Source organism: Pseudonocardia sp. Ae717_Ps2 (genome assembly GCF_001932475.1).
Taxonomy (GTDB): domain Bacteria; phylum Actinomycetota; class Actinomycetes; order Mycobacteriales; family Pseudonocardiaceae; genus Pseudonocardia.
Genome location: NZ_MCIS01000001.1, coordinates 5,443,876 through 5,468,806, shown reverse-complemented (window position 1 = coordinate 5,468,806; position 24,931 = coordinate 5,443,876). Strand labels below are relative to the sequence as shown.

21 protein-coding genes and 1 tRNA gene are annotated in these 24,931 nt (G+C 72.7%); 8 read left to right on the top strand and 14 right to left on the bottom strand.

The features are described 5' to 3' along the window. Positions 1–90: 90 nt before the first annotated feature. Genes Ae717Ps2_RS25125 through Ae717Ps2_RS25115 form a run of 3 tightly spaced genes read right to left on the bottom strand, consistent with a single transcriptional unit; the run spans position 91 to position 2,835 of the window. Positions 91–936, bottom strand: a complete 846-nt coding sequence (locus Ae717Ps2_RS25125; protein WP_075312693.1) for a metal ABC transporter permease — start codon at positions 934–936, stop codon at positions 91–93. An 8-nt stretch (positions 937–944) separates the two neighbouring features. Further along, positions 945–1,784, bottom strand: a complete 840-nt coding sequence (locus tag Ae717Ps2_RS25120; RefSeq protein ID WP_075333963.1) for a metal ABC transporter ATP-binding protein — start codon at positions 1,782–1,784, stop codon at positions 945–947. A 1-nt stretch (position 1,785) separates the two neighbouring features. Then, positions 1,786–2,835, bottom strand: coding sequence for a metal ABC transporter solute-binding protein, Zn/Mn family (locus Ae717Ps2_RS25115; protein WP_158071543.1), 1,050 nt, complete (start codon positions 2,833–2,835; stop codon positions 1,786–1,788). A gap of 163 nt (positions 2,836–2,998) precedes the next feature. Between Ae717Ps2_RS25115 and Ae717Ps2_RS25110 the strand changes: the two genes are divergently transcribed. The 3 genes from Ae717Ps2_RS25110 (at position 2,999) to Ae717Ps2_RS25100 (ending at position 6,473) form a co-directional block, all read left to right on the top strand. Continuing rightward, complete coding sequence (locus tag Ae717Ps2_RS25110; RefSeq protein ID WP_075333962.1) at positions 2,999–4,102, top strand: LacI family DNA-binding transcriptional regulator; 1,104 nt, start codon at positions 2,999–3,001, stop codon at positions 4,100–4,102. Beyond that, positions 4,096–4,938, top strand: a complete 843-nt coding sequence (locus Ae717Ps2_RS25105; RefSeq protein WP_075309709.1) for an MOSC domain-containing protein — start codon at positions 4,096–4,098, stop codon at positions 4,936–4,938. Before Ae717Ps2_RS25110 ends, Ae717Ps2_RS25105 begins: the two co-directional genes overlap by 7 nt. A 452-nt stretch (positions 4,939–5,390) precedes the next feature. Beyond that, a complete protein-coding gene (locus tag Ae717Ps2_RS25100; RefSeq protein WP_083695352.1) occupies positions 5,391–6,473 on the top strand; it encodes a transglycosylase domain-containing protein in 1,083 nt (360 codons plus the stop codon). A 10-nt stretch (positions 6,474–6,483) separates the two neighbouring features. Here Ae717Ps2_RS25100 and otsB read toward each other — a convergent pair whose 3' ends face one another. From otsB to Ae717Ps2_RS25085, 3 genes are read right to left on the bottom strand one after another with little or no spacing between them, the layout of a single operon-like run. Further along, on the bottom strand, positions 6,484–7,248 hold the full coding sequence (otsB, locus tag Ae717Ps2_RS25095) for a trehalose-phosphatase (RefSeq protein ID WP_075309710.1): 765 nt from the start codon (positions 7,246–7,248) through the stop codon (positions 6,484–6,486). Then, positions 7,245–8,663 carry a trehalose-6-phosphate synthase gene (locus Ae717Ps2_RS25090; protein ID WP_075333961.1) on the bottom strand — a complete coding sequence of 473 codons (1,419 nt, stop codon included), beginning with the start codon at positions 8,661–8,663 and terminating at the stop codon, positions 7,245–7,247. The genes otsB and Ae717Ps2_RS25090 overlap by 4 nt, the downstream gene beginning before the upstream one ends. A gap of 34 nt (positions 8,664–8,697) precedes the next feature. Next, the gene (locus tag Ae717Ps2_RS25085; RefSeq protein ID WP_075309711.1) at positions 8,698–10,170 is read right to left on the bottom strand and encodes a threonine/serine exporter ThrE family protein; all 1,473 of its coding nucleotides are present in this window, start codon (positions 10,168–10,170) and stop codon (positions 8,698–8,700) included. A gap of 137 nt (positions 10,171–10,307) precedes the next feature. Here Ae717Ps2_RS25085 and Ae717Ps2_RS25080 point away from each other — a divergent pair. Continuing rightward, positions 10,308–10,382 (top strand) — tRNA-Thr (locus Ae717Ps2_RS25080). A 369-nt stretch (positions 10,383–10,751) separates the two neighbouring features. Here the strand turns inward: Ae717Ps2_RS25080 and Ae717Ps2_RS25075 are convergent. The 3 genes from Ae717Ps2_RS25075 to Ae717Ps2_RS25065 all read right to left on the bottom strand — a co-directional run bounded on the left by Ae717Ps2_RS25075 (position 10,752) and on the right by Ae717Ps2_RS25065 (position 14,588). Continuing rightward, on the bottom strand, positions 10,752–11,078 hold the full coding sequence (locus tag Ae717Ps2_RS25075) for a bifunctional 3-phenylpropionate/cinnamic acid dioxygenase ferredoxin subunit (protein ID WP_075333960.1): 327 nt from the start codon (positions 11,076–11,078) through the stop codon (positions 10,752–10,754). A gap of 32 nt (positions 11,079–11,110) precedes the next feature. Continuing rightward, complete coding sequence (gene betA, locus Ae717Ps2_RS25070; protein WP_020627139.1) at positions 11,111–12,790, bottom strand: choline dehydrogenase; 1,680 nt, start codon at positions 12,788–12,790, stop codon at positions 11,111–11,113. A 229-nt stretch (positions 12,791–13,019) separates the two neighbouring features. Further along, complete coding sequence (locus tag Ae717Ps2_RS25065) at positions 13,020–14,588, bottom strand: APC family permease (RefSeq protein WP_075333959.1); 1,569 nt, start codon at positions 14,586–14,588, stop codon at positions 13,020–13,022. A 166-nt stretch (positions 14,589–14,754) separates the two neighbouring features. On the opposite strand from Ae717Ps2_RS25065, the gene Ae717Ps2_RS25060 reads away from it, so the two are divergent. After that, on the top strand, positions 14,755–15,333 hold the full coding sequence (locus Ae717Ps2_RS25060) for a TetR/AcrR family transcriptional regulator (RefSeq protein ID WP_020627137.1): 579 nt from the start codon (positions 14,755–14,757) through the stop codon (positions 15,331–15,333). Positions 15,334–15,345: 12 nt separating this feature from the next. Here the strand turns inward: Ae717Ps2_RS25060 and Ae717Ps2_RS25055 are convergent, their stop codons facing one another. The 3 genes from Ae717Ps2_RS25055 to Ae717Ps2_RS25045 form a co-directional block, all read right to left on the bottom strand. Next, positions 15,346–16,440: a haloacid dehalogenase-like hydrolase gene (locus Ae717Ps2_RS25055; protein WP_020627136.1), complete on the bottom strand. Its 1,095-nt coding sequence runs from the start codon at positions 16,438–16,440 to the stop codon at positions 15,346–15,348. A 165-nt stretch (positions 16,441–16,605) separates the two neighbouring features. Further along, positions 16,606–18,072 (bottom strand): aldehyde dehydrogenase family protein, encoded by a 1,467-nt coding sequence (locus Ae717Ps2_RS25050; protein WP_075333958.1) that lies wholly within the window; start codon positions 18,070–18,072, stop codon positions 16,606–16,608. Positions 18,073–18,869: 797 nt separating this feature from the next. After that, positions 18,870–19,451, bottom strand: a complete 582-nt coding sequence (locus Ae717Ps2_RS25045; protein WP_075333957.1) for a hypothetical protein — start codon at positions 19,449–19,451, stop codon at positions 18,870–18,872. A gap of 398 nt (positions 19,452–19,849) precedes the next feature. Between Ae717Ps2_RS25045 and Ae717Ps2_RS36375 the strand changes: the two genes are divergently transcribed. Then, positions 19,850–20,341, top strand: a complete 492-nt coding sequence (locus tag Ae717Ps2_RS36375) for a hypothetical protein (RefSeq protein ID WP_139320129.1) — start codon at positions 19,850–19,852, stop codon at positions 20,339–20,341. Between the two features lie 260 nt (positions 20,342–20,601). On the opposite strand, the gene Ae717Ps2_RS25035 is transcribed toward Ae717Ps2_RS36375, so the two are convergent. Both Ae717Ps2_RS25035 and Ae717Ps2_RS25030 read right to left on the bottom strand, forming a co-directional pair. Next, entirely contained in the window at positions 20,602–21,309 is a 708-nt protein-coding gene (locus Ae717Ps2_RS25035) for an SDR family oxidoreductase (RefSeq protein WP_075333956.1), read from the bottom strand. Further along, positions 21,306–22,517: a thiolase family protein gene (locus Ae717Ps2_RS25030; RefSeq protein ID WP_075333955.1), complete on the bottom strand. Its 1,212-nt coding sequence runs from the start codon at positions 22,515–22,517 to the stop codon at positions 21,306–21,308. Before Ae717Ps2_RS25030 ends, Ae717Ps2_RS25035 begins: the two co-directional genes overlap by 4 nt. 319 nt (positions 22,518–22,836) lie before the next feature. On the opposite strand from Ae717Ps2_RS25030, the gene Ae717Ps2_RS35440 reads away from it, so the two are divergent. Both Ae717Ps2_RS35440 and Ae717Ps2_RS25015 read left to right on the top strand, forming a co-directional pair. Beyond that, positions 22,837–24,012 (top strand): alpha/beta fold hydrolase, encoded by a 1,176-nt coding sequence (locus Ae717Ps2_RS35440; protein WP_083702492.1) that lies wholly within the window; start codon positions 22,837–22,839, stop codon positions 24,010–24,012. Then, positions 24,009–24,929, top strand: coding sequence for an alpha/beta hydrolase (locus Ae717Ps2_RS25015; protein ID WP_075309722.1), 921 nt, complete (start codon positions 24,009–24,011; stop codon positions 24,927–24,929). Before Ae717Ps2_RS35440 ends, Ae717Ps2_RS25015 begins: the two co-directional genes overlap by 4 nt. The last annotated feature ends 2 nt before the right edge of the window (positions 24,930–24,931 follow it).

The following is a 24,931-nucleotide window of genomic DNA, read 5'->3' as shown; positions in this document are numbered from 1 at the left end:
CCGATCCCATGATCGCCGCGACGCGCGGTGATCCGTTCCCCGCGCGCGTCCGGACGCGCGCGAACAGCGGATCACCGCGCGCCGTGCGGATCAGGCGCGGACCGGGCCCCGGCCGCGCAGCCGGCCCACCAGGCGGCACAGCAGGTAGGCGACGAACCCGATGGTCGCCACGTAGGCCGAGATCGGCAGCCCCGGCGCCAGCGACAGGATCGTCCCGCCGACCAGTGCGACCTCCGCGATGACGATCGCGATGACGGTCGCCAGCAGCGGGTTCGCGGTCACCCGGTTCGCCGCGGCGCCGGGCACGATCAGCACCGACAGCACCAGGATCGCGCCGACGATCGGCACGGCCAGCGCCGTCACCAGCCCGATCAGCACGCTGAACACCAGGGTCAGCGCGCGGACGGGCACGCCGCGCGCCACTGCGACGTCGGGGTCGGTGCTGGCGAACAGCAGCGGCCGGTAGAGCACCGCCAGCGTCGCGAGCACGACGGCCGCGACGACCCCCAGCACCCACAGGTTCTGCTGGTCGACCGAGACGATCGAGCCGGTGAGCAGGCCGAAGCGGTTGGAGGAGCGGCCGTCGTAGAGGGCCAGGAACAGCACGCCCAGGCCGAGCCCGAACGCCATCACCACGCCGATCGCGGAGTCCCGCTCGCGTTGCCGCAGCCCCAGCACACCGAAGATCACCGCGGCGACGACGGCGCCCACCACCGCTCCCACCCCGACGGCGACGCCGAGCAGCAGCCCGGCCGCGGCGCCGGTGAAGGCCAGCTCGGCGGTGCCGTGCACGGCGAAGGCCATCCCGCGGCTGACGATCAGCGGGGCGAGCAGCCCGGCGACCAGCCCGAGCACCGCGCAGGCGATGAGCGCGTTGCGGACGAACGGGTAGCCCAGCAGTGCGCCGGTGCCGGACAGATCGAGGATGCGGGCCAGGAACTCGGTCACGCGCCACCCCCGACCGTGGTGACGCCGTGCTCGGCGTGCTCGTCGCGGGTGACCGGCGAGTCGTCGGCCCCGACCACGACCAGCCGGTCCCGGACCCGCAGCACGTCGACGTCGGTGCGGTAGAGCCGCGACAGCGTCTCCGAGGTCATGACCTCGTCGGTGGTGCCGATCGAGAACCGGCCGTCGACGAGGTAGAGGACCCGGTCCACCAGCGGCAGCACCGGGTTGATCTCGTGGGTCACGAACAGCACCGCGGTGTCCGCGGCGCGGCGGCGCTCGTCGATCAGCCGGGTCACGATCCGCTGGTGGGACAGGTCCAGGCTGAGCAGGGGCTCGTCGCACAGCAGCACCGCCGGGTCCCCGACGAGTGCCTGCGCGACCCGCAGCCGTTGCTGCTCGCCGCCGGACAGCCGCCCGACCGGGGCGTCGGCGTACCCGGTGCCGCCGACCTGGGACAGCGCGCGGTCGACCCGCTCGCGCCGCTCGCGTCGCCGCCCCAGACCGAGGCCGAAGCGGTGCCCGTCGAGGCCGAGACCGACGAGGTCGCGCCCGCGCAGCGGCAGGTCCGGGTCCAGCGGCTGCTGCTGCGGGACGTAGCCGATCTCGGGGCTGCCGCGTCGCGGGGTGTGCCCACCGACGGTCACGGTGCCCTCGGACAGCGGGAGCAGCCCCAGCAGGACGCGCATCAGCGTCGTCTTGCCGGAGCCGTTCGGGCCGAGGACGGCGACGAACTCGCCGGGTGCGACGTCCAGGTCGAGGCCGGACCACAGGGTCCGGTCCCCGAACCGCAGGCCTGCCCCGCGCAGCGACAGCGCGGACCGTTCCGGGAATCCCATGTCAGCGGTTCAGCGCCGCGGACAGCTCGTCCAGGTTGGCGTTCATCCACTGCACCCAGTCGGTGGTGCCCGCGGGCAGGGTCTCCGACATCTGGATCACCGGGACGCCTCCCTTCTGGGCCGCGTCGCGGACCTGGTCGGTGGTCGGCGAGGTCGTCTGGCTGTTCAGGATCAGCGCGTCGACCGGCGGCTGGGCGGTGAACAGCCCCAGCATCTGCGCGACGACGGCGGCCGGCGGGTCGGTGCCCTCCTCGACGGCCGAGGAGAACGCCTGCGGGGTGGCGTTCGCGATCCCGGCGGCCTGCAGCAGGTAGTCGGGCACCGGCTCGGTGACGGCGACCCGGGCCCCCGGGTGCGCACGGCCGATCTCGGTGGCCTTCGACGTCAGCTGGGCGACGCCGCCCCGGAGGGTCTGGGCGTTGGTGCGGAAGTACTCCGCGGCGCTCGGGTCGATCCGGCCGAGCTGCTCGGCGAGCTGGTCGGCGACCCGGCCGACCGCGGCCGGGTCGTACCAGACGTGCTCGTTGAACGAGCCGTGCTCGTGCTCGTGCTCGGCGCCCGCGGCGGGCTCGGCCCCGGCCTCACCGGCGTGGTCGTGGTCGGCGCCGGTGGTCGGCTCGGCGGCGTGGTCGTGGCCGTGGTCGTCCGCGGCGGCCTCCTGGGCCCCCTCGATGCCGGAGACCTCGACGGCGTCGATCAGCGGGGCCTTGTTGCCGGAGGCGGAGACGAGGTCGGTCATGAAGGCGTCGTACCCGCCGCCGTTCATGAGCAGCAGCTGGGCCTCGCCGACGGTGGCCGCGTTCTGCGGGGTGGGCTCGTAGCCGTGCGGGTCGACGTCGGGGGAGCTGATGATCGACTGGACCTGGGCGTAGTTGCCGCCCACGGCGCGGGCGACGGCGCCCCAGGCGTCGGTGGAGGCGACGATCTTCACCTGCGGGGTGTCGGCGCTGGTGGGGGCGTCGACCTGGCCGGAGCCGCAGGCGGTCAGCCCCAGGGCGAGTGCGGCCAGCCCGGCCACGAGCGCGGCCGGGCGGAGCGGGGATCGGGACACGGACGGAACTCCCATCAACACATCGGCATACATTTATTGGAAATCATTCTCAGATTCACTCTACCGTTGCACGGCGCGCCGGGCCCGCGCCCGCCGTGTGATCCCGTCACGGCCGGTCGGGGCCGACTTTCACGTGCGTGACCGCGCCGCTACCGTTCGGGGAATGACCGGACCCCAGCACCCGCGGCGCCCGGCGACGCTGGCGTCGCTGGCCGCCGAGCTCGGGGTCTCGCGGACGACCGTGTCGAACGCCTACAACCGGCCCGACCAGCTGTCCGCGCCGCTGCGCGAGCGCGTCCTGGAGGCGGCCCGCCGGCTCGGCTACCCGGGCCCGGACCCGGTCGCCCGCTCACTGCGCACCCGGCGCGCCGGTGCGGTCGGCCTGCTGCTCACCGAGGCGCTCAGCTACGCCTTCCGCGACCCGGGCGCCACCGGCTTCCTGGAGGGGCTCGCCCTGGCCTGCGAGAAGGCGGGCACCGGGCTGCTGCTGATCCCGGTCAGCCCGGAGCACTCCGACGTCGACGCGGTCTACCAGGCCGGAGTCGACGGGTTCGTCGTCTACTCGGTCAGCGAGGACGACCCGCACTTCCGGGCCGTCCTGCAGCGCCCGGTGCCGACGGTGGTCTGCGACCAGCCCACCGGGATCACCGGCGTGGACCGGGTCGGCGTCGACGACCGCGCCGGCACCCTCGCGCTCGGCCGGCACCTCGTCGAGCTCGGCCACCGCCGCGTCGGCGTGCTCTGCATGCGCCTGTCGTCGCACCGGCACGACGGCCCGGCCGACATCGCACGCCAGGAGGGGAGCTCCTACGCCGTGCAGCGCGAGCGCCTCGCCGGGCTGCGCGCGGCGTTCACCGAGGCCGGTGTCGACTGGGCCGACGTCCCGGTCATCGAGCGGTTCGAGCACTCCCTGGACGCCGGCGCGGACGGTGCGGCCATCCTCCTGGCGTCGCACCCCGGCATCACCGCGCTGGTGTGCACCTCCGACATCCTCGCCCTCGGCGCGCTGCGCGAGGCCCGTGACCGCGGCGTGCGGGTCCCCGAGGACCTCTCGGTCGCCGGGTTCGACGGCGTGCCCGAGGCCGAGCGCCTCGGCCTGACCACGGTCCGCCAGCCGTTCCGGGAGAAGGGCCTCGAGACCGGGCGGCTGCTGCTCGAGCGCGGCGACCGCCACGTCCCCGAGTACGTCACCCTCCCGACCGAGCTGATCGTCGGGTCGACCACCCGGGAACTGCGTCAGTCCGGGGAGTTCTTCTCCGGATGGTGAGTCTGTCCGGGCTGCGGCGCTACCCGGTGAAGTCCTGCCGGGGTGCCGAGGTGGCGCGCGCCGTCGTCGAACGGGCCGGTCTCGCCGGGGACCGGCGGTGGATGCTCGTCCGCGACGACGGCGCCGTGGTCACCGCGCGCACCCATCCCCGGCTCGTGCTCGTCGCACCCACCCCCGCCGCCGACGGGCTCCGCCTGACCGGGCCGGGGATGCCGCCGCTGACCGTCCCGGTGCCCGACGGCGAGCCGCTGCCGGCCCGTGTGCACCGCTGGGACACCGCGGGCGTCCCGGCCGGCCCCGAGGCCGACGGCTGGTTCTCGGACCTGCTCGGCTCCCCGGTGCGGCTGCTCCACCTCGACGACCCGGCCCGGCGCCGCCCCGACCCGGCCTTCTCCCACGACGACGACCGCGTCTCCTTCGCCGACGGCTACCCGCTGCTGCTCACCTCCGCCGCCTCGCTCGACGCGCTGAACGCACTGGTCGCCGAGGGCAGGCACGCGGCGGAGGCGCCGCTGCCGATGACCCGGTTCCGACCGAACGCCGTCGTCGAGGGCGCACCCGCGTGGGCCGAGGACGGCTGGCGGCGCATCCGGATCGGCGCCGCGGAGTTCCGGGTGGCGAAGGGCTGCGCCCGCTGCGTGCTCACCACCGTCGACCCGGAGACGGCGGCCAAGGGCCGCGAGCCGATGGCGACCCTGGCCCGGCACCGGCGGTTCGACGGCAAGGTGTGGTTCGGGGTCAACCTGATCCCGGACGACCCGGGCGCGGAGATCACCGTCGGTGACCCGGTCGAGGTGCTCGACGCCGTCGACCCGGCCTGCGGCCCGCCGCGCTGACTCCGACCGCCCACGGATCGTCCCGGCCCGTCGGTATCGTCGGGTTCGGGTCGCCCGTCCGGGTGGCCGGACCGGGCGAGGGGGAGGCTGGGTTGAACGACGCCGGCCCGCCCCGACGCCCGCGCCGCGGCCCGCCGCACGGACGCTCCGCCGTGCCGCCGGCGTCTCCGCCCGCCGCACCGCGCCCGCCGTCGGGTCCGCCGCGCCCTGCCGGCCCGGACCCCGCGCGAGCCCCGGGACCGGGCGGCGCCCGGCCCGCCCCGTCGGACCAGCGCGGCCCGGGACGGGGCGGACCCCCGCGTGTCGCCGGCCGGGGTCCCGGGTCGCCGCCCGTGCCGCCGGCCCCGCCCGACGGGCGTTCCGCGCCGCCCGCACCGCGCGTCGTCCCGCCCCGCCGCGGCCCGGCTTTCCCCCCGGCCGCCCCACGGCCGGTCCCACCGGCCGACGACCGCGTGGACGCCGACCGTCGCCGGGACGAGGCGTCGCAGGCGCCGGAGGTGCTCCACCCCGCCCAGCGACCCCTGCCCTCCCGCCGCGGCGTCCGCCGGAGCGGCCCGCCCCCGCGACGCGGAGCGGCGGTCCCGGAACCCCGGCCGGAGGTCGGCCGCCCCTCGCGCCGCCCGATCGGGCCGCAGGTCGCGGCGCTGCGGGAACGGCTGCGCCGGCTGCGACCGCAGCGGCCACCGGGGACCCCACCGCAGTCGACCCGGGTCCGGCTGCGCAGGGTGCTGCGCTGGGCGCTGGTCGCCCAGACCGTCCCGCTGGTCCTGGTACTGCTGTTCACACTGGTCAACCCGCCGTACACGATGTTCCGGCTGTGGAACTTCGGGCCGACCGTCGCGCAGTGGACCGACGCCGAGCACGTGTCGCGCAACTTCCTGGTCGTGGTGATGGGGCAGGAGGACCAGCAGTTCCCGGAGCGGACGCTCGCCGTCGACTACGGGATGCAGTGGGCGCGCGTCCAGGCGTACCTGGACGGCACCGACGACCCGTCCGGGTCGACGATCACCCAGCAGACCTCGAAGAACCTGTTCCTGTGGGCCGGTCGTTACCCGCCGCTCGAACCGCTCCGCAAGGCACTGGAGATCCCGCCGGCCGAGACGATGGAGATCGTCATGTCCAAGCGGCGGATCCTGGAGATCTACGTCAACGTCGCGCAGTTCGCGCCGCGCGTCTACGGCGTCTGCGCCGCGTCCTGGTACTACTTCGGCAAGTCCAGTCGCTCGCTCAGCGTCGACGAGTCCGCCCAGCTCGTCGGGCTGCTGCCGTCCCCGCTGCACGTCGAGCGCGCCCCTGGTGGCGGCATGCGCTTCCTCGGCGACGCCAACGGCAACGGCGTCGCCGACCCCGGCGAGCGCGGCTGGATCAGTGCGAAGGGCTACTGGCACGCCCGCGAGCGCGCCCCGCGCTGGTACGCCCAGATGGGCGGGCTCGCCGCGACCGAGGGCATCGGCATCGCGGGCAACGCCTCGGACCTGCCCGCCGCCGACGACCCGTGCCGCGAGCCCCCGGCCGCGCTGGCCGACCTCGACTGACCAGGCCCCGTCACGCCCCGGTGCGCAGCGCGGCGAGGCGTTGCAGGACCGCGGCCACCTCCTGCGGGTCCGCGACCCGGTACCGGGCCGCGGTGTCGCCGTCGCCGACCTTGAGCCCGACGTCGCCGTCGTCCAGCACCCGGAACGCGGTCTCGTCGGTCACGTCGTCGCCGGCGAACAGCACCGCGTCGACGCCCAGCGCGGCCCGCAGCACGTCGACCGCGGCCCCCTTCGTCGTCTCGACGACCGCCAGGTCCAGCACGTCCTTGCCGGCGGTGGCGTCCACCCCGTCCCGGACCCAGTCGGCGCGGACCCGTTCCAGCAGGGCCGTCCCGGCGGCCGGGTCCATCCCGCGCACGTGCACCGCACCGCCCGCGGGCTTGGTCTCCAGCCGCGCCCCGGGAGTCCCGTCGACCACGGCGCGCAGGCCGTCGAGCAGCGTCGCGCGCCGCTGCTCCTGCTCGGCGGTGAGCAGGCCGCCGCGGCCGAGCAACGCGCCGAGCTCGTCGTCGTACTCGGCGCCGTGGCTGCCCACCAGCCCGACCGGCGGGCCGAACCCGGAGACGGCCGCGAGGTCGTCGCGGCCACGCCCGGACAGCATCACCACGGTCGTGTCGTCGAGCGCGGCGAGACGGCGGACGGCGTCGGCGGCGGCCGGCAGCGGCCGGGACGCCGACGGGTCGTCCACCAGCGGGGCCAGCACGCCGTCGAAGTCGAGCGCGACGAGTAGCCGCGGCACCCGGGCGAGGCGGGTCAGCGCGTCGTCGAGGCTCACTGCTCCACCCGGATCCCGAGCGCCTCCAGGAACGAGGTCGCCCAGCGGTCGACGTCGTGGTCGAGGACCTGTCTGCGCAGGGTGCGCATCCGTTTCCTGCCCTCCTCGGCGTTCATGGTCAGCGCCGCGTACAGCGCCTCCTTGACCCCGTCGGTGTCGTGCGGGTTCACCAGCAGGGCACTGGTCAGCTCGATCGCGGCGCCGGCGAACTCGGACAGCACGAGACAGCCGCCGTCGTCCGGGCGGCAGGCGACGTACTCCTTGGCGACGAGGTTCATGCCGTCGCGCAGCGGGGTCACGAGCATGACGTCGGCGGCGAGGAAGAACGCGGCCAGCTCCTCGCGCGGCAGCGAGCGGTGCAGGTAGTGCACCGCCGGGTGCCCGACGCGGGCGAACTCGCCGTTGATCCGCCCGACGGCCTGCTCGATGTCGGCGCGCATCTGCTGGTAGTGCTCGACCCGCTCGCGCGACGGCGCCGCCAGCTGGATCATGACGGCGTCGTCCACGGTCACCCGCTGCTCCTCCAGGAGCTCGTGGAAGGCGCGCAGCCGGACGTCGATGCCCTTGGTGTAGTCGAGCCGGTCGACGCCCAGGACGATCTTGCGCGGGCTGCCCAGCTCCTCGCGGATCTGCGCGGCGCGCTTCTCCACCTCGGGGGTGCGGGCCAGCTCGTCGAGCCGGTGCGAGTCGATCGAGATCGGGAAGGCGCCGAGCCGGATGCGCCGGCCGCCGTGGCGGAGCACCTCGGGGTCGCGCTCGGAGACGGCCCCGGCGAGCTCCTGGGCGAGCCAGTGGAAGTTGCGGACGCCGCCGTCGGTGTGGAAGCCGACCAGGTCCGCGCCGAGCAGCCCCTCCATGATCCGGGTCCGCCACGGCAGCTGGCGGAACAGCTCGACCGGCGGGAACGGGATGTGCAGGAAGAAGCCGATCCGCAGGTCCGGGCGCAGCTCGCGCAGCTTCCCCGGGTCGAGCTGGAGCTGGTAGTCCTGCACCCAGACCGTCGCGCCGTGCGCGGCGATCTTCGCGACCTCCTCGGCGAAGCGCTGGTTCACCGCGGTGTAGGCGCGCCACCAGTGCCGGTGGAACTGCGGGGGTGCGACGACGTCGTGGTAGAGCGGCCACAGCGTGCCGTTGGAGAAGCCCTCGTAGTAGTCGGTGACCTCGCTCGCGGTGAGCGTCACCGGGAACAGCGACAGACCGTCCTCGGCGAAGGGCTCGACCTCGGCGTCGGGGACGCCGGGCCAGCCGACCCAGGCGCCCTCCCGGGCCCGCAGGGTCGGCTCCAGCGCCGTGACCAGGCCGCCCGGGCTGCGTCGCCAGGTGGTGCTTCCGTCCGGGTGCCGCTCCAGGTCCACGGGGAGCCTGTTGGCCACCACCACCAGATCCGCCGCCGACACCGGTTCCCCTGTGGACACACGCCCTCCTCGACGCTCGACCCTCGCGCCGACCCTACTTCGGATCGGCGCCGTCGGCCGTGCCGTCCGACACCGGGGAGCCGACGGCCGCGCCGCCGGTGGGGGAGTTCTCGGCCCCGCCGGGCCGGTCCTCCGGGCGGCGGCGCGGGCTGGCCACGAACTGCCCCAGGGCGACGCCCGCGGCCAGCGCCAGCCCGACGGCCAGCGCGATCGTGATCGTCACCAGTCCCTCGGACGGCCCCTCGATCGCCAGCTGGTAGAAGCCGCGGTAGGCGGCCAGACCGGGCAGCAGCGGTGTGACCCCGGCCAGGGTGACGACCATCGGCGGGGTCTGGGTGCCCCGGCGCAGCAGGCCCGCCGCCAGGCCGACGACGAGCGCAGCGGCCCCGGTCGCCGGTACCTGTCCGAGCCCGGCGTTCTGCGTGAGCAGGCCGTAGACGAGCCAGCTCGACGCGCCGACCGCGCCCGCGATCGGCAACGACCGCAGTGGCGCGTACCCGGCGAGCGCGTAGAACGCCGCCGCCAGCGCACCGGAGACCAGCGACAGCCCGAACTGGCCGGGACCGGACGGCAGGTCCCCGGACACCTCGATCTGGGTGCCCATCGCGAGCCCCAGCTGCAGCCCCAGCACGACGCCGGTCAGCAGCCCCGCCGACAGCAACGAGATCTCCACCATGCGCGCGGCCGCGGTCAGGTAGTAGCCGGTCAGCGCGTCCTGCACGGTCGAGACCACACTCAGCCCGGACAGCAGCACCGTGATGCCGGCCGCGACGACGTAGGACGCCCGGGTGCCCGGCGGGAACACCTCCAGCTGCACCAGGGCCACCGTCGAGGCGGTGACGAGGAACCCGCCGACCACCTGCTGGAAGAACGCCGCGACCCCGCGCCGCGCCAGCACCCGTCCGATCCGGTCGATGATCGCGGTGGTGACGAACGCCGTCGTCGCGGTCAGCGGGCCGCCGCCGAGCAGCAGGGCGATCGACGCGGCCAGCGCGGCCCAGCCGAACGTCGCCACCCAGCGCGGGTACGGGTGCGGATGCCGCACCACCTCCGACACCTTCGACGACGCCGCCCGCACGTCGAGCCGGCCCGCCTCGACCTCGCGGATGATCTCCTCGGTCTCGGCCAGCCGGGAGAGGTCGAGCGTCCGGTAGCGGACCAGCCGCATCGTCGTCACCGGCTGCGCGGCGTTGCCCCGGTGGCAGCACATGGTGATCGAGGTGAACGTGATGTCCACGTCGACGGCGGGCAGACCCGCCAGGTTGGCCAGCCGCAGCATGGTCGCCGTGACTTCGTCGACCGACTCGCCGGAGGACAGCGCGATCTCACCGATCCGCATGCAGAGGTCCAGGACCTCCTGCACGCGGGCGTCGTCGGGGACCTGCGGGCCGAGCATGAGCATCGGCACCGTCGACGGACCCGGGGTGAGCAGCCGTCTCGCGTCACGCCGCAGCGCGCCGCGCAACCGCCGCGCGAACCGGTCCGCCGGCGGCGTTCCCTCGGCCACGGGTCCCTCCCTCCGTCGGTGCTGTCCGCACCAGGCTAGGGGCGGGCCGACGGCGCCCTGCCCGGCCCCACACCCGGCGTCGGCGGGGGCGGGCGGGAGGGTCGTGACGGTGCCGGGGCGTTAGGCTGTGGTCCCTCGCCGGTGTAGCTCAGTGGTAGAGCAACCGCCTTGTAAGCGGTAGGTCGTCGGTTCGATCCCGACCTCCGGCTCCAGGTCCGACCAGGGAGTTCTCTCGGGAAGCTCTCGATCGAGTTGCCCGCGCGACCCCTGTGATGACCCACCGAGCGCCTGTCGTGACCCTGTGCCGATCTCTCGCGACCAGCCCAGACGGAGCCTTCGGGAGTGATCGACGTCCTACCCGGCGGCGCGCGACGGGTGCGCGCCGGTACCGACCCGGTCACGAAGAAGAAGCACCGGTTGGTGGAGGTCGTACCGGCCGGGCCCGATGCCGAGGCGAGAGCCGAGGCCGTGCGCGCCCGGCCGGTCCAGGAAGACGCTGTACAGCGGGTGGGTGAGGAACCACATCCGACCCCTGGTCGGGCACGGTGAAGGTGGCGCAGCTCGACCCCGACACCGTGCGTTCAGACGAGCTCGTCCTCGGTGACCGCTACGGCAACCTCGGCGTACACGACGCCGTCGGACACCATCGCTGGGTAGGTCCGCACCGGTCGCTTGGCCGGTGGGCCGCTCGGCTCGCCGGTGCGCAGGGAGAACGCCGCTTCGTGCAGCGGGCACTCGATCCAGCAGCCCTCGAGGTAGCCGTCGGACAGAGAGGCGGCCTGGTGGCTGCAGGTGTCGTCGAGAACGAACACCTCACCGTCGACCGCGAAGACCGCGAGCGGGACGGGGCCGAGGACCCGCAAGCCCTCGCCGTCGGGGATGTCGTCCACGGAGCAGACACGGAACACGGGAACTCCCGGGTGGTGGTGGGGACGGGTCGTCAGGAGTGCTCGGCCGCCGGGGACGGCTCGTGGCGGTAGAACGGCGTCGTGATCGGCGCGAGCGGCGTGTTGCCGAGGATCAGGTCGGCCGACTTCTCGGCCGTCATCATCACCGGGGCGTAGATGTTGCCGTTGGTGACGTAGGGCATGACCGAGGCGTCGACGACGCGCAGGCCCTGTAGGCCGTGCACTCGCATCGAGCTGGGGTCGACGACCGACAGCGGGTCGGTGCCCATCTTCGCGGTGCAGGAGGGGTGAAGGGCGGTCTCGGCGTCCTTCGCGACCCAGTCGAGGATCTCCTCGTCGGTGCTGACCGACGGGCCGGGGGAGAGTTCTCCTCCGTTGAACGGCGCCATTGCGGGCTGGTTGAGGATCTCTCGGGCCACCCGCACGGCCTCGACCCACTCGCGGCGGTCGGTCTCGGTGGACAGGTAGTTGAACTTGATCGCGGGGTGCACCTGAGGGTCGCGCGAGGTGACCTTCACGGTGCCGCGGGTGTCGGCGTACATCGGGCCGACGTGGACCTGGTAACCGTGCTTCGCGGCGGCGGCGCTGCCGTCGTAGCGGATCGCGACGGGCAGGAAGTGGAACATCAGGTTCGGGTACTCGACCCGGTCGTTGCTGCGGGCGAACCCGCCGCCCTCGAAGTGGTTGGTCGCGGCCGGGCCGGTGCGGCCGAACAGCCACTGCGCGCCGATCCACGGCCGCTTCCAGGTGGCCAGGGACGGCATCATCGACACTGGCTGCGTACAGGCGTACTGGATGTAGACCTCGAGATGGTCCTGCAAGTTCTCGCCGACGCCGGGAAGGTCGGCGACGACGTCGATGCCCAGCTGGGACAGCTCGGCGGCGTTGCCGACGCCGGACAGCTGCAACAGCTGCGGGGTGTTGATCGCGCCGCCGCACAGGATGATCTCTGAGCCGTAGACCTCCTGCGGGGCCTTGCGGCCGCGTTGGTACTCGACACCGATCGCGCGGTCGCCATCGAACAGCACCTGGTTGACGTGCGCGCGGGTCATGACGGTGAGGTTGGGCCGGCGCATGGCGGGCCGCAGGTAGGCGCCGGCGGCGGAGAGCCTGCGGCCGCGGCGGACGTTGCGGTCGAAGGGCCCGAAGCCCTCCTGGCGGTAGCCGTTGACGTCGTCGGTGCGTCCGTAGCCCGCCTCGTCAGCGGCGGCGAAGAACGCCTGGAACAGCGGGTTGGTGGCCGGGCCACGCTCCAGCTCCAGTGGGCCGCTGTGGCCGCGCCACTGCCCGTCAGGTGCGTCGGCGAGGCAGTTCTCCATGCGCTGGAAGTAGGGCAGGCAGTGCGCGTAGTCCCAGTCCTGCATGCCCGGGTCGGCGGCCCAGCGCTCGTAGTCCATCGGGTTGCCCCGCTGGAAGATCATGCCGTTGATGCTGGAGCTGCCGCCGAGGACCTTGCCGCGGGCGTGGTAGACGCGCCGGCGGTGCATGTGAGGTTCGGGCTCGCTGCGGTAGCCCCAGTCATAGAAGCGGCTGCCGATCGGGAAGGTCAGCGCGGCGGGCATGTGGATGAACACGTCCCACGGGTAGTCCGGGCGCCCGGCCTCAAGGACCAGGACCGAGTTCGACGGGTCCGCCGACAGTCGGTGGGCCAGGGCGCTGCCGGCCGAGCCGCCGCCGACGATCACGAAGTCGTAGTGCTGCTGGCTGCTCACGAGGTGCTCCAGGTGCGCTCGCAGGGGGCCGGGCCGTCGGGGCGGGCCGGCGGACGCTGGCGTCACGCTCCGGGCTCCTTCGACCGATCCGGTTATGAGTACAGAAGTACACTAACTATGTACGTGTGTACATGGGTTGCGTCCGGGTAAAAAGAGGCGCTGTCCTGAACTGCGACGACGCCCTGCACCGGAGCGGTGCGGGGCGTCGTCATGGGGTGGCGCCGGAGGCTCAGGAGGCCTCGTCCGGCGTGAGGCGGGCCGCGTGCTCTGGCAGTGTGCCGATCCGGTGCCGCCCCCTCAGGCTGTACCAGAGCAGGCCGAGCCCGGCGACGGCGCCGATGAACAGGAACGCGACAAAGCGCAGCACGCCTTCGCCGTAGACCTCCGCGCGCGGCCAGGCGAGATTGACCGCCATCCCGGCCCCCCACAGGACGGCAAGCAGATTCACCGGCAAGCCGAATCGGCCGAGGGTGAAGTAGCCCGAGGTCCGCGCGCCGGGACCCGGCCAGCCCCCGCGCACGCGCCGGACCAGCATCGGGACGGTCACCAGCAGGTAGGCCAGATAGATCATGATGATCGCGACGCTGGTGACGGCGGTGAAGATCTCCGGGGTGCCGATGTTGAGCACGAGGATCAGCACCGAGCCGACCCCGATCAGCACCGCGGGCAGCACAGGGGTCCGGAACCGCGGGTGGATACGGGCCAGGCTCGTGCCGCCGGGCAGCGCGTTGTCGCGGGCCATGGCGAACATCAGACGGATCGCGGCAGTGTGCACCGCCAGCGAGCAGACCAGGATCGCGACGACGATGGCACCCAGGAACACGACGCCCAGCGGGCCGCCGAGGGTCTGCAGGATGATCAGCTGAAGGCCGCCGGAGCTCTCGCCCAGGGCCGGGTCGTGCAGGTCGCGTGCGGCGAGGATGCCGAACAGCAGGATGAGCCCACCGATGACGAACGACGCGATGACCGCCCGCAGGATCGCTGACGGCGCGGTGCGGCGCGGGTCGACGGTCTCCTCGCCCAGCGAGCTCGCGGTGTCGAAGCCGTACATGACATAGGCCGAGGCGATCGCCGCGAGCAGGAAGGACCCGACGTAGCCGCCGGGGACGCCGTCGCCGAATCCGCTGGTGTCGAGCAGCACGCTCGGCGGGTTGACGACGTTGAACGCCAGCACGATCACGATCAGCACCGCCGCGACCAGCTCGATGAACACCCCGGTGGAGTTGATCCGCGCCATCAGCTTCACCCCGAACGCGTTCACCAACGTGGTGAACAGGATCAGCACCGCGCCCCACAGCACGGCGCTCACGCCGAAGTCGTACGGGCCGTTCCCGTCGCCCCACAGCTGGAAGCCCGACCAGATCTGCGGCAGCGTCACCTGCATCGCGAGGGCGACCGCGGCCAGGGTGACCACCGAGGCGGTGAACATCATCCAGCCGGCCAGCCAGGACACGGCCTGTGGCGCGAGGCGCTTGGACCAGTTGTAGACCGAACCCGCGACCGGATAGCGGCCGGCGAGCTCGGCGAAGCAGAGCGCCACCATCAGCTGACCGATGAAGACCATCGGCCAGGACCACCAGTAGGCGGGCCCGCCGTTGGCGAAGCCGAAGTAGAACAGCTGGAAGGTGCCGGTGAGGATCGAGATGTAGCTGACCCCGGCGGCGAAGCTGGCGAACTTGCCGATGCTGCGCTCGAGGGTCGCCTGGTAGCCGAACTCGGCGAGTGCGTCGTCGGACTCGGTCCCCGACGAGCCCTGCGCGGCGGAGGCGGCGGGCCGCCCCGGTTCCGTGGTGCTCACGTGGAGAACTCCCTGTCATTCGGAGGTGTGGCGGGGTGATGTGGAGCGAATTCGGATCTTTCGTCTCGTTTTTGTGGACGCTTGTACGCATAAGGTGGACTAGGGTGAGGCGCCGTGGTGGTCGCGCAGATCACGATCGTGTGACGAACACGGACAGGGAGAGCGGATGGTGACGGCGAGGACGCGGGCCGGGAAGCGGGGTCCGAACGATCCGGGCCGGCGTGACCGGATCGCCGAGGCAGCGATGTGGGTGGTGGCCGAGCGGGGGCTGTCCGGGCTCACTCATCGGGCGGTGGCCGCGGCGGCCGAGGTGCCGGTCGGGTCCACGACGTACCACTTCAAGACCCTCGACGACCTTCTCGAGGCCGCTCTGCACGAGGCGTCGCGTCGCAACGTCGAGCAGCTGCGTGACTGGGTGCTCGCGCTCCCCGGTGACGTGGACTTCGCCGCCGAGTGGGCCGAGCTGGTCTCCCGCCAGATCGACGAGGCCCACCGGGCGACGGTCGCGGAGTACGACCTCTACGTCGCGGCCCTGCACCATCCGCACCTGCGCTCGGCCAGCGCCGACTGGGACGAGGCGCTGGTGGGGATATTCGCATCGCGGACCGACGGCCTCACCGGCCGAATGCTCGCCGCGCTGTTCTGCGGCTACGTCCTGCAGGGCTCGCTAGCCGATCCGGCCCCGTCACGCTCGCAGGTCCTGGCGGTGGCCCGCCGGGCGATCGAGGGGCCGGGGGCTGGCTGAGGCCTGCCGAAGTCAGCCGCCGAGGAGCTGTTCCTGGGTGCGGACGACCCAGCCGCGGTCGGCGTCCACGGGTACGCCCGCCTCGCGCTGCTGCCGGGCGCGATCCTGCTGCTCGGCCTGCAGCTCCTCCACTCCCGGCGAGCCCTTGTCGACCCACAGCCGGATCCCGGAGGTCGCGGTGGAGGTGTTGACGTGGAACAGCATGGACCAGTCGCTGCGGGCGTCCCCGGCGACGAGGATCGGCTTGCGGTAGGCCGAGATGTGCCGCTCGATCGTGGCCTGCTTGCCGACGTACCACGGGTTCTCGACCAGCAGCGGGGTGATGACGCTGCGGTCGTGCACTTCCTGCGGGTAGGCGCCGGTCAGGTACTTGCCCTCGTCCATCAGCTGGTGGGTATTGACCACCGCGCCGGACTTCGGGTCCCGGACCAGGAACTCGACACCGAACACGTCGGTCGGGGCGAACCCGAGCCCGTTGCGCGGATCGGTCAGCACCGCACGGGCGATCTCCTCGTTGGCGGCCGTGACGGCCCAGACCTTGATGCCGCGCTGGCGTAGCGAGGTCAGCAGTGCCCGCTGGGCGGGCATGATCCTCGGCGGTGCCACCGTGCCCTTGGTGAGCTTCCCGTCCTCGGTGTAGGTCACCGGGATCGGCTTCTGCTCGGCCATCATCGCCGCGGCCTCGGACCGCAGCGTCGCGATCGGGACACCCGAGAACGCCGCGGCGATCCAGTAGTAACAGGCGTCGTCGCCGAGGGTGACGCAGACGCGGAGGTAGTAGCCGTAGAGGCTCTCGTCCGGCGCGAGCGGGATCGGCCGGAGGACCGGGTCCAGCCGGTCGAAGACGAGGACCCGCTTCTGGTCCAGCCGGGCGAGGAGTGCCTCCGTGAGGTCGTTGTCCCACAGGGTGTTGTCGGCGTCGAACACTGCGAACGACCCGGGCGGGGCCGCGTCGACGACAGCGTCGAGCTCGGCCCCCCAGGCCGTGGCCGCCGGGCGGTCCTGGGCCGGTGCGGCCTGGCCGCCGGTGCCGTTGGAGCACCCGGCCAGGAGGGTCAGGAGCGCTGCGGCGGCTGCGGTGAGAGTGGAGCGGACGGATGGTCGCACGACGACTCCTCGGGTCCCGACGGGCGGTCGGCGTCCGTGACGGTGGCGCCGACCACACCTGTGTTGGGACATATGTAGACCGAATGTGGACTGATGTCCGTAAGAACTACTCATCGTGATCAGGCACCGCTCCGGATGTCGTGCGACGGGCGGGGCCCGGGCGGTTCAGCCGTGGAACCAGCCGGTTGGGGCGGGCCTGAGGTTCTGGTAGATGTGCTTGGCCTCGCGGTACTCGTCGAGCCCGGCAGTGCCGAGCTCCCGGCCGACACCGGACTTCCCGAAGCCGCCCCACTCGGCCTGCGGCAGGTAGGGGTGGTAGTCGTTGATCCAGATCGTGCCGTGGCGCAGTTGTCCCGCTACCCGCTGGGCCCGCGACGCGTCGGAGGTCCACACCGCGCCGGCCAGGCCGTAGTCGGTGTCGTTGGCGATCGCGACCGCCTCGTCCTCGGTGGAGAAGGTCTCGACCGTGACGACCGGGCCGAAGACCTCGTGGCGCACGGCGGTCATCGTGCGGTCGCAGCCGTCCAGCACGGTGGGGCGGTAGAAGAACCCGCGGTCCAGGTCGGGGTCCTCCGGGCGACGGCCCCCGGCGTGCAGTACCGCTCCTTCGGCGAGGGTGGCCGCGACGAAGCCCTCCACCTTCTCTCGATGCGCGGCCGAGACCAACGGGCCGACCTCGGTGCCTTCGGTCAGACCGTTGCCCAGTCGCACCCGCTCCGCGCGGCGCGCGAGCTCGGCGACGAACTCGTCGTGGATCGTGTCCTGGACGACGAGCCGGGCGCCGGCCGAGCACACCTGGCCGGAGTGGAAGAACGCGGCGGCGATCGCGTTGTCGACCGCGGCCTCGAAGTCGGCGTCGGCGAACACGACGTTCGGGTTCTTGCCGCCCAGCTCGAGGGCGACCCGCCGGACACCCGTCGCCGCGGCGGCCATGATCTTCTCGCCGGTGGCGAGCCCGCCGGTGAAGGAGATCAGGTCGACGCCGGGGTGCTCGACCATCGCCGCACCCGTCGCCCCGGGGCCGAGCAGCAGGTTGACCACGCCGGGCGGGAGCCCGAGCTCGTCGACCAGGCCGGTGAACAGCAGGGTGGTGAGCGGGGTGACCTCGCTGGGCTTCATGACGATCGTGTTCCCGGCGGCGAGCGCGGGAGCGATCTTCCACGACATCTGCAGCAGCGGGTAGTTCCACGGGGCGATCAGTGCGCAGACGCCGACCGGCTCGTGCACGATCCGGCTGACGATGTCGCCGCTCCCGGCGTCGACCAGTCGGCCGTGGTCCTGGGCGGCGACGTCGGCGTAGTACCGGAAGACGGCGGTGACGTCGTCGACGTCGATCCGGCCCTCCTCCAGGGTCTTGCCGGTGTCGAGTGACTCGACGCGGGCGAACTCCTCGCGGTCGCGCTGCAGCAGGCCGGCGATGCGGCGCAGGATCTCGCCGCGCTCGCGGGCGGCGGTGGAACGCCATGGACCCGTGTCGAATGCGCGCCGGGCGGCGGTCACGGCCGCCTCGACGTCCTCGGGGCCGGCGACGGCTACGGTGCGCAGCAGTGAGGCGTCGGACGGGTCGAGAACCTCGAGCTCGTTCGGCTGGGCTGGCTCGACCCAGGTTCCGTCGATGTACAGGTCCTTCATCCGTGTTCCTCCAGCTGCATTCGCCACTATGAGTTCACTTGTACAGTATTTGCGTACATATGTACAGATTTCGCGACGTAGGGCGACCCGGTTCAGAGCCGGGGCAGCCTCCGGGCCTCGGGTCTGCTCCCGGGCCCCCGGACGTGACCGCAGCTCGAGACGGGCCGCCAGCGAACTCTGTTGCCCCAGCGCTGGTGATGTCAGCGCTGGGGAATGCCGCAATGTAGAGCGTCTCGAGCTCAGGGGTGGACGGGCCGCTGGCGGTGCAGGTGATCAGGGTGCCGGTGGCGTTCGCGGCCAGCAACAGGACTCGCCCGGGTCGTAGTTGTCCGATGCCGAGCTCGCTGGATCCGTCGGCGGGGCCGGTAACGGTGATCTGTGACGGTGGGTCTCCGCGCAGGATGTCGTCGCCGTCGACAGTGACCCGGTCGGTTCCGACCTCGACGACGGTGCCGCGTAGCGCGATGGTGGCCGGAGCAGCGAACTGCGCGGGGGTGGGTGGGCTGCACACGGCCGCGACGGGCCTGGTGGGTGGTGGTGCGGGTCGTGACACCGACGACGACCGCGGCGATCGCGGCCGCGGCCGCACCGGTCAAGCCTGCGGCTATGTGTCTGCGTCGAGGGCGGGTGCCGTCGGCCTGCGGCCGGCGCGAGTCGGCAGGCCGCCTGGTCGGCGGGACCTTGGGCCTCGCGCAGACTGCCGCCAGCGACGCTCAGCATCAAGCGGGGCCACCGATACTGCGGGATCGATGTCGCGCAGCAGGCCACGCACGTCGTCGTCGAACCGGCTCGCTGTATCAGGTTGCCGAGACGATGCGGCCCGCGATGATCCCGGCGGCGGCCGTGGAGTCCGCGCTCACGGACAGCTGGACAGCCGCGGACTGGCCGGGGTCGATGGTGACGGCGGAGCTGTAGGGCTGGGTGATGGACCAGCCGGTCGGGGTCTTCTCCGACACCCAGCGCGAGGAGGTGAGCGGCACCTGTCCGGTGTTCTCGAGTCGGATGGTGACGGTGCAGTAGCCCGGGAGCACCTCGGCGGTCTTGCCCTCGACGAGTGTGCGTGACACCAAGGGGTTGACGGTCACGGTGGAGCCGTCGACGGTGACGTTGGAGCAGTCCGCCGAGGACTTGGTGCCGGTGGCACTCGCGACGCGGGCGGAGGCGGTGGAGTCTGCGAATCCGGTCGTGCCGCCGATGACCGTGGTGAGAACGACGATCGCGAAGGCGATCCCGCCTGCGAGCAGGAGGCCGAGGGGAACCCCGACGAGGACGGCGGTGCGGCTGCTGATCTTCTTCACGGTCTCTCCCGGGTTTCGCGCCCCCGTGTCGATGGCACCGGTGAAGACGATCGAGAGCAGCTGGGCGTTAACGTCGATCATCACTGTTGATGATCGCGCCAACGTGAGTCGGTGGTGCCGCGCCTGAATGAGCGATGTCATCGCAGGGGCTGACCCGGGGGCGAGGCCGCGACGACGCATGGCATCACCGGAGGTGCGAACCACGGTCGGGCGGCGTTGCTGGGGGTTGCCGAGGCACTCTGATCCGTGGCTGCTGCTGCAGGTAGGAGGCTCGCGTTCAGCGGCGAGACCAACTTGTAAGCGGTAGGTCGTCGGTTCGATCCCGACCTCCGGCTCCAGGTCCGAACAGCGGAAACGCTCGGATCCTCGATCCTGCGGCGCGCGACGTGGAGTCATGCGTGGTGCGAGCGGGTCCGGCTCGCGGCGGACGGGTCGACGCTTTCATCCCATTCGCGACGCAACGAGGAAGAACCCCGGGCGTGGGTCCAGCCGCGACGAATGCCGACATCGACGACGAGAATCGTCCGCACGACCTCGCCGGCATGGTCATCGCCACGACGCCGACCGTCGCGGGCGGGGTGCTCGCCAGTGCGGAGCTCTGTTCTCCGCAGTACGGATCGAGAGCAGGCCGTGTCGAGAACAGGCCGTTCAGCGCCCGTCGGCCGGCCGGGATCATCGTGACCGAACCGCGGCTGCGGGAAGGAACGTTCTTTGCGGTCGATGCCGCCGGAGTACGCTGGCACGACCGATCTGCCGGTGTGCCAGCGGTGTCAGCATCTCCGAAGGGGGCCCCGATGCCCGATGCGCCGCGAGATCCGAATCGGACCGCGCTTCTGGTCGTGTGGGTGACCGCTTGTGTGGTTCTCACCACCCTGACGAACGACGTCCTGAACCGAGTAATCATCATTGTGGTGGTGTCCGCGGTTGTGGGGAGCGTCGTGGTGGTGCAACGCCGACGCGATCGATCCTGACCTTCGATCAGTACGCCGGGTCCGATCATGATCTGGGCGGAGATGCTCGGCAATTCCCGGACCCAGATGGCGACGGCAGACTCCGGCTCGGTCCGCCGCTGGAACAGTCCCTGATGGCTGCGCTCCTGGTGAACAGGGGCCGGCGACCCGCCCACGGTGCCGCAGGCGGCCGGGCGCTGGCCGGTCGCCACCCCGGCCGCTCGGGCGGGCTCGGCGCCCGGGCGGCGGTCGTGTGTCGTCCGCCGCCCGGGCACCTGCGGTCACCCGGCAGTGATCTCCAGGCCGGCCGGCGAGCCGGCGAGCGCCGCCTTCAGGGCGCGGCTGGGGTCGTCGACCAGCACTTCCTCGTCACCGGCTGCGACGCCGTCGAGGATGGCGCGGGCGACCTCGGGTGCGGCGACCTTCGCGACGTCGAGGTCGGCGACCATGTCCGTGTCCATGAACCCCAGGTGCACTCCGACCACCTGTGTGCCCTGGCTCCGCAGCTCGGCCCGTGCGCCGTTGGTGAACGACCACGCGGCCGCCTTGGTCGCCGCGTAGGACCCTGCGAACGGCAGAGCAGCCCAGGACAGGGCGGAGAGGACGGTCACCAGGGCGCCGCCACCCCGGCGTGCCAGCACCGGCGCGAAGGCCCGGGTCACTGCCACCGGCCCCCAGAAGTTGGTCTCCATCTCGGCCCGGGCGCGTTCGGGATCGGCGTGCAGCAGCGATCCCGCCCCGCTGACCCCGGCGTTGTTGATGACCAGGTCCACGTCACCGGCGCGTTGCGCGGCCTCGTGGATCGTCACGGAGTCGGTGACGTCGAGGCGCAGCGGGACCATCCGGGGATCCTCGTGCCGCAGGCTGCGCGGGTCGCGGGTGGCGGCGTAGACCGTGCCCGCTCCGCGGGCGAGCAGCTCGGTGACCAGCGCCGCGCCCAGGCCACGGTTGGCGCCGGTGACCAGCGCGTTGGCCCCGGAGACGATCATCGGACGATCCGCTCGACGATGGTGGCGTTCGCGGTGCCACCGGCTTCGCACATGGTCTGCAGGCCGTAGCGCCCGCCGGTCTGCTCGAGCACCCCGACCAGGGTCGTGGCCAGTCGGGCGCCGCTGGCCCCGAGCGGGTGGCCGATGGAGATCGCGCCGCCGTTCACGTTGACCTTCGCGGGGTCCGCGCCGGTCTCGGCGAGCCAGGCCAGCACGACCGAGGCGAACGCCTCGTTGACCTCGAAGGCGTCGATGTCGTCCAGCGAGAGCCCGGCGCGCGCGAGCACCTTCGCCGTCGCCGGGATGATGCCGGTGAGCATGTGGACAGGGTCGTCGCCGGTGACGGTCGCGGTGTGGACGCGGGCCCGCGGGGTCCAGCCGTGCGCGGCGGCGATCTCGGAGGTGGTCACGAGCAGTGCGGCGGCGCCGTCGTTGTACGGGCTGGCGTTGCCGGCGGTGACGGTCCAGTCGATGGCGCCGAAGCGCTCGGTCCACCGCGGGTCGGCGAAGGGGGTGCGCAGCGCGGCGAGCGCCTCGGCCGTCGTGCCCGGCCGGATCGTCTCGTCGGTCTCCAGCTGACCGACGGTCCCGTCGGGGCCGGTGGTCTTGAGCGGGACGACCTCGCGGGCGAATCGCCCGTCGGCCCAGGCCGCGGCGGCCCGCTGGTGGCTGGTCAGGGCGAACTCGTCGAGCTGGCTGCGCGAGAACCCCCACCGGCGGGCGATGAGTTCGGCACTCACGCCCTGAGGGATCAGTCCCGGTGCGTAGCGGGCGGCGACCGACGGCCCGGACACGTCCTGGGCGACTCCGTCGACGCGGGTCTGGCTGCCGATCGGGATGCGGGACATCGACTCCACCCCGGACGCGATCGCGATGTCGTACGCACCGGCGACGACACCCTGTGCGGCGAACGACAGGGCCTGCTGGCTCGACCCGCACTGCCGGTCCACGGTGGTGCCCGGCACCGATTCGGGGAACCCCGCGGCGAGCGTGGCGAACCTGGTCGTGTTGCCGCTCTGCTCGCCCACCTGCCCGACGGCTCCACCGATGACGTCGTCGATCTCCGCCGGATCGAGCTGTGCGCGATCGACCAGCGCCCGTAGTACGTGTGCATGCAGCTCCACCGGGTGCACCCCGGCGTAGGCGCCGTCGGCCTTGCCCTTGGCCAGAGGTGTTCTGACCGTTTCGATGATGACTGCGTCTCTCATGGCTCTCCTCCGGTGGACCGATCGGTCCTGGACCGATCGGTCCGTATCGTGCCCCGTCGTACCGGCCGGGTCAAGCAGCGTCTGTGCGGCGGACGGTGAGGTGCTTCTGCCAGCAGCCGCGGGTGGTGGTCGGTGTCGGCGACCTCGGTCGACGGGGAGGGGCGGCGATTGGACCCGTCTGTCCGCTCCTCCATCGCTCGCGTTCGCTGGGGAGCGTGATGGGTGAGGACATTTGACATAGTCGAAACAAAAACGACTATGCTGAACGGACGAGGGTGGTCGGTCCGGACCACCCCCACCATCGGAACGAGGTTCGGCGATGACGCAGAGCACGTCCGTGACCACGCTCGTCGTGCACGGCTTCCTCGACGACGGCGCGGTGTGGGATCCCGTGCTCGACTCCCGGACGCGCCGATCGCCCACCGTCGTCGCCGAGCTGGCAGGCATGGCCGGACGTCCTGACGCGGCCGGCCCCTACACACTCGCCCGGCACACGTCCGACGTCGTCGACCTCGTCGACAGCACGACCGGGCCCCTGGTCCTGGTGGGCCAGAGCCTCGGGGCCCAGATCGTCGAGCTCGTCGCGAGGCAGCGGCCGGACCGTGTCGCCGGGTTGCTCCTCGTCGCACCGGTCCCGCTCGCCGGTACCCGGCTCCCGGCCGACGCCCTGGCGCCGTTCACGGCCCTCGGCGGCGACGCCGACGCGCAGCGCGCCGTGCGCAGCCGGCTCTCCGACGCGTTTCCCCCGGCGGAGCTCGACCGGCTCGCCGCGGCCGGGAAGCGGATCACCGCCGAGGCGTGCTCGGCCACCGTCGACGCGTGGAACGACGGGGACCCTGCGGGTACGGCACCGTCGGAGGTCACCGCTCCCGTCGTCGTCCTGCGCGGCGGACGGGATCCGTTCATCACCGCCGAGCTCCTCGACACCCACGTCCTGGCGCGGTTCCCGCACGCGTCGGCGGCCACCGTGGCCGACGCGGGCCACTGGCCCCACGTCGAGCGCCCCGGGACGGTGGCGGCCTACCTCGACGAGCTCGTGGACCGCGTCTCCGGCCCGACCCGGGGGAGCGGGGGCGGCAACACCGCCCACGGCGTGTCCGAGCAGGGCTGGACGAGGGCTTTCGCGCGGCACAGCACGACCGCCTTCACCGAGGCGCTCGCACCGGACGTGGTGTTGCGTGCCTCGGTGCTGCGGACACCGGTGGAGGGCCGCGACGACGTCGCGGCGGTGATGGGTGCGGCGAGCGGCATCTACACGTCCCTGGTGTTCACCCACGAGGCACGCCACGGTGCGCGGACCTACCTCGAGTGGGACGCCACGCTGCACGACGGGACCGAGGTCAGCGGCGTCACCCGGCTGGTGGCCGACGAGGACGGCCGACACGTCGAGATCGCCATCCACCACCGGCCCCTCGACGGCGCACTGCGGTTCTCCGACGAGCTCGGCCGGCGCATCGAGGGCCGCATCGAGCGCGACCGTTTCCACCGCGCATGAGCACCGGCAACGGGTTCCGGCGCGAGGACGTCGAGTTCGTCGCCGACGACGGCACCGTGCTGCGGGCCTGGCTCCACCTGCCCGACGGACCCGGGCCGCACTCGGCGATCTCGATGGCCCACGGCTACGCCGGCACCCGCCACCACGGCATCGAGCGGTTCGCCGAGGCCTTCGCCGCCGACGGCCACGCCGTCCTGCTCCACGACCACCGCGGGTTCGGTGCCAGCGGCGGGGTGCCCCGCCAGGACGTCGACCCCTGGACCCAGATCGCCGACTGGCGACGGGCCCTGTCCTTCCTCGAGTCCCGCCCCGAGGTCGACGCCGGCCGCCTCGGACTCTGGGGCACCAGCTACGCCGGCGGGCACGCCCTGGTCCTCGGGGCGACCGACCCCCGGCTCCGCGCGGTGGTCGCGCAGGTCCCCACCATCAGCGGGGCCGAGCAGACCCGTCGCCGGGTCCGGCCGGAGGACCTCCCCGCCTTCCACGCCGGCCTGCTCGACGACGAACGCGCCCGTGCGGCAGGCCGGCCGGTGGCGCGCCGCGCGATCGTCTCGACCGACCCCGACACGCCGGCCTCCTACCGCGCCCCCGACGCCGTGGCGTTCTACCTGCAGGACGTGCCCGCCGGGGTCTGGGCCAACGAGGTGACGGTCCGCTCCACGCTCGCCGCGACCACCTACGAGCCCGGCGTGTACGTCGACCGGGTCAGCCCGACGCCCCTGCTGATGGTCGTCGCCACCGACGACACCGTCACCCTCACCGACACGGCGCTGGCGGCCTACGAACGCGCGCGGGAACCCAAGCGTCTGGTGCTGGTCCCCGGCGGCCACTTCGACCCCTACCTCGCCGGGTTCGACGCCGCGTGCGGCGCCGCCCGCACCTGGTTCGCCGACCATCTCGCTCCCCGGAAGGACTGACG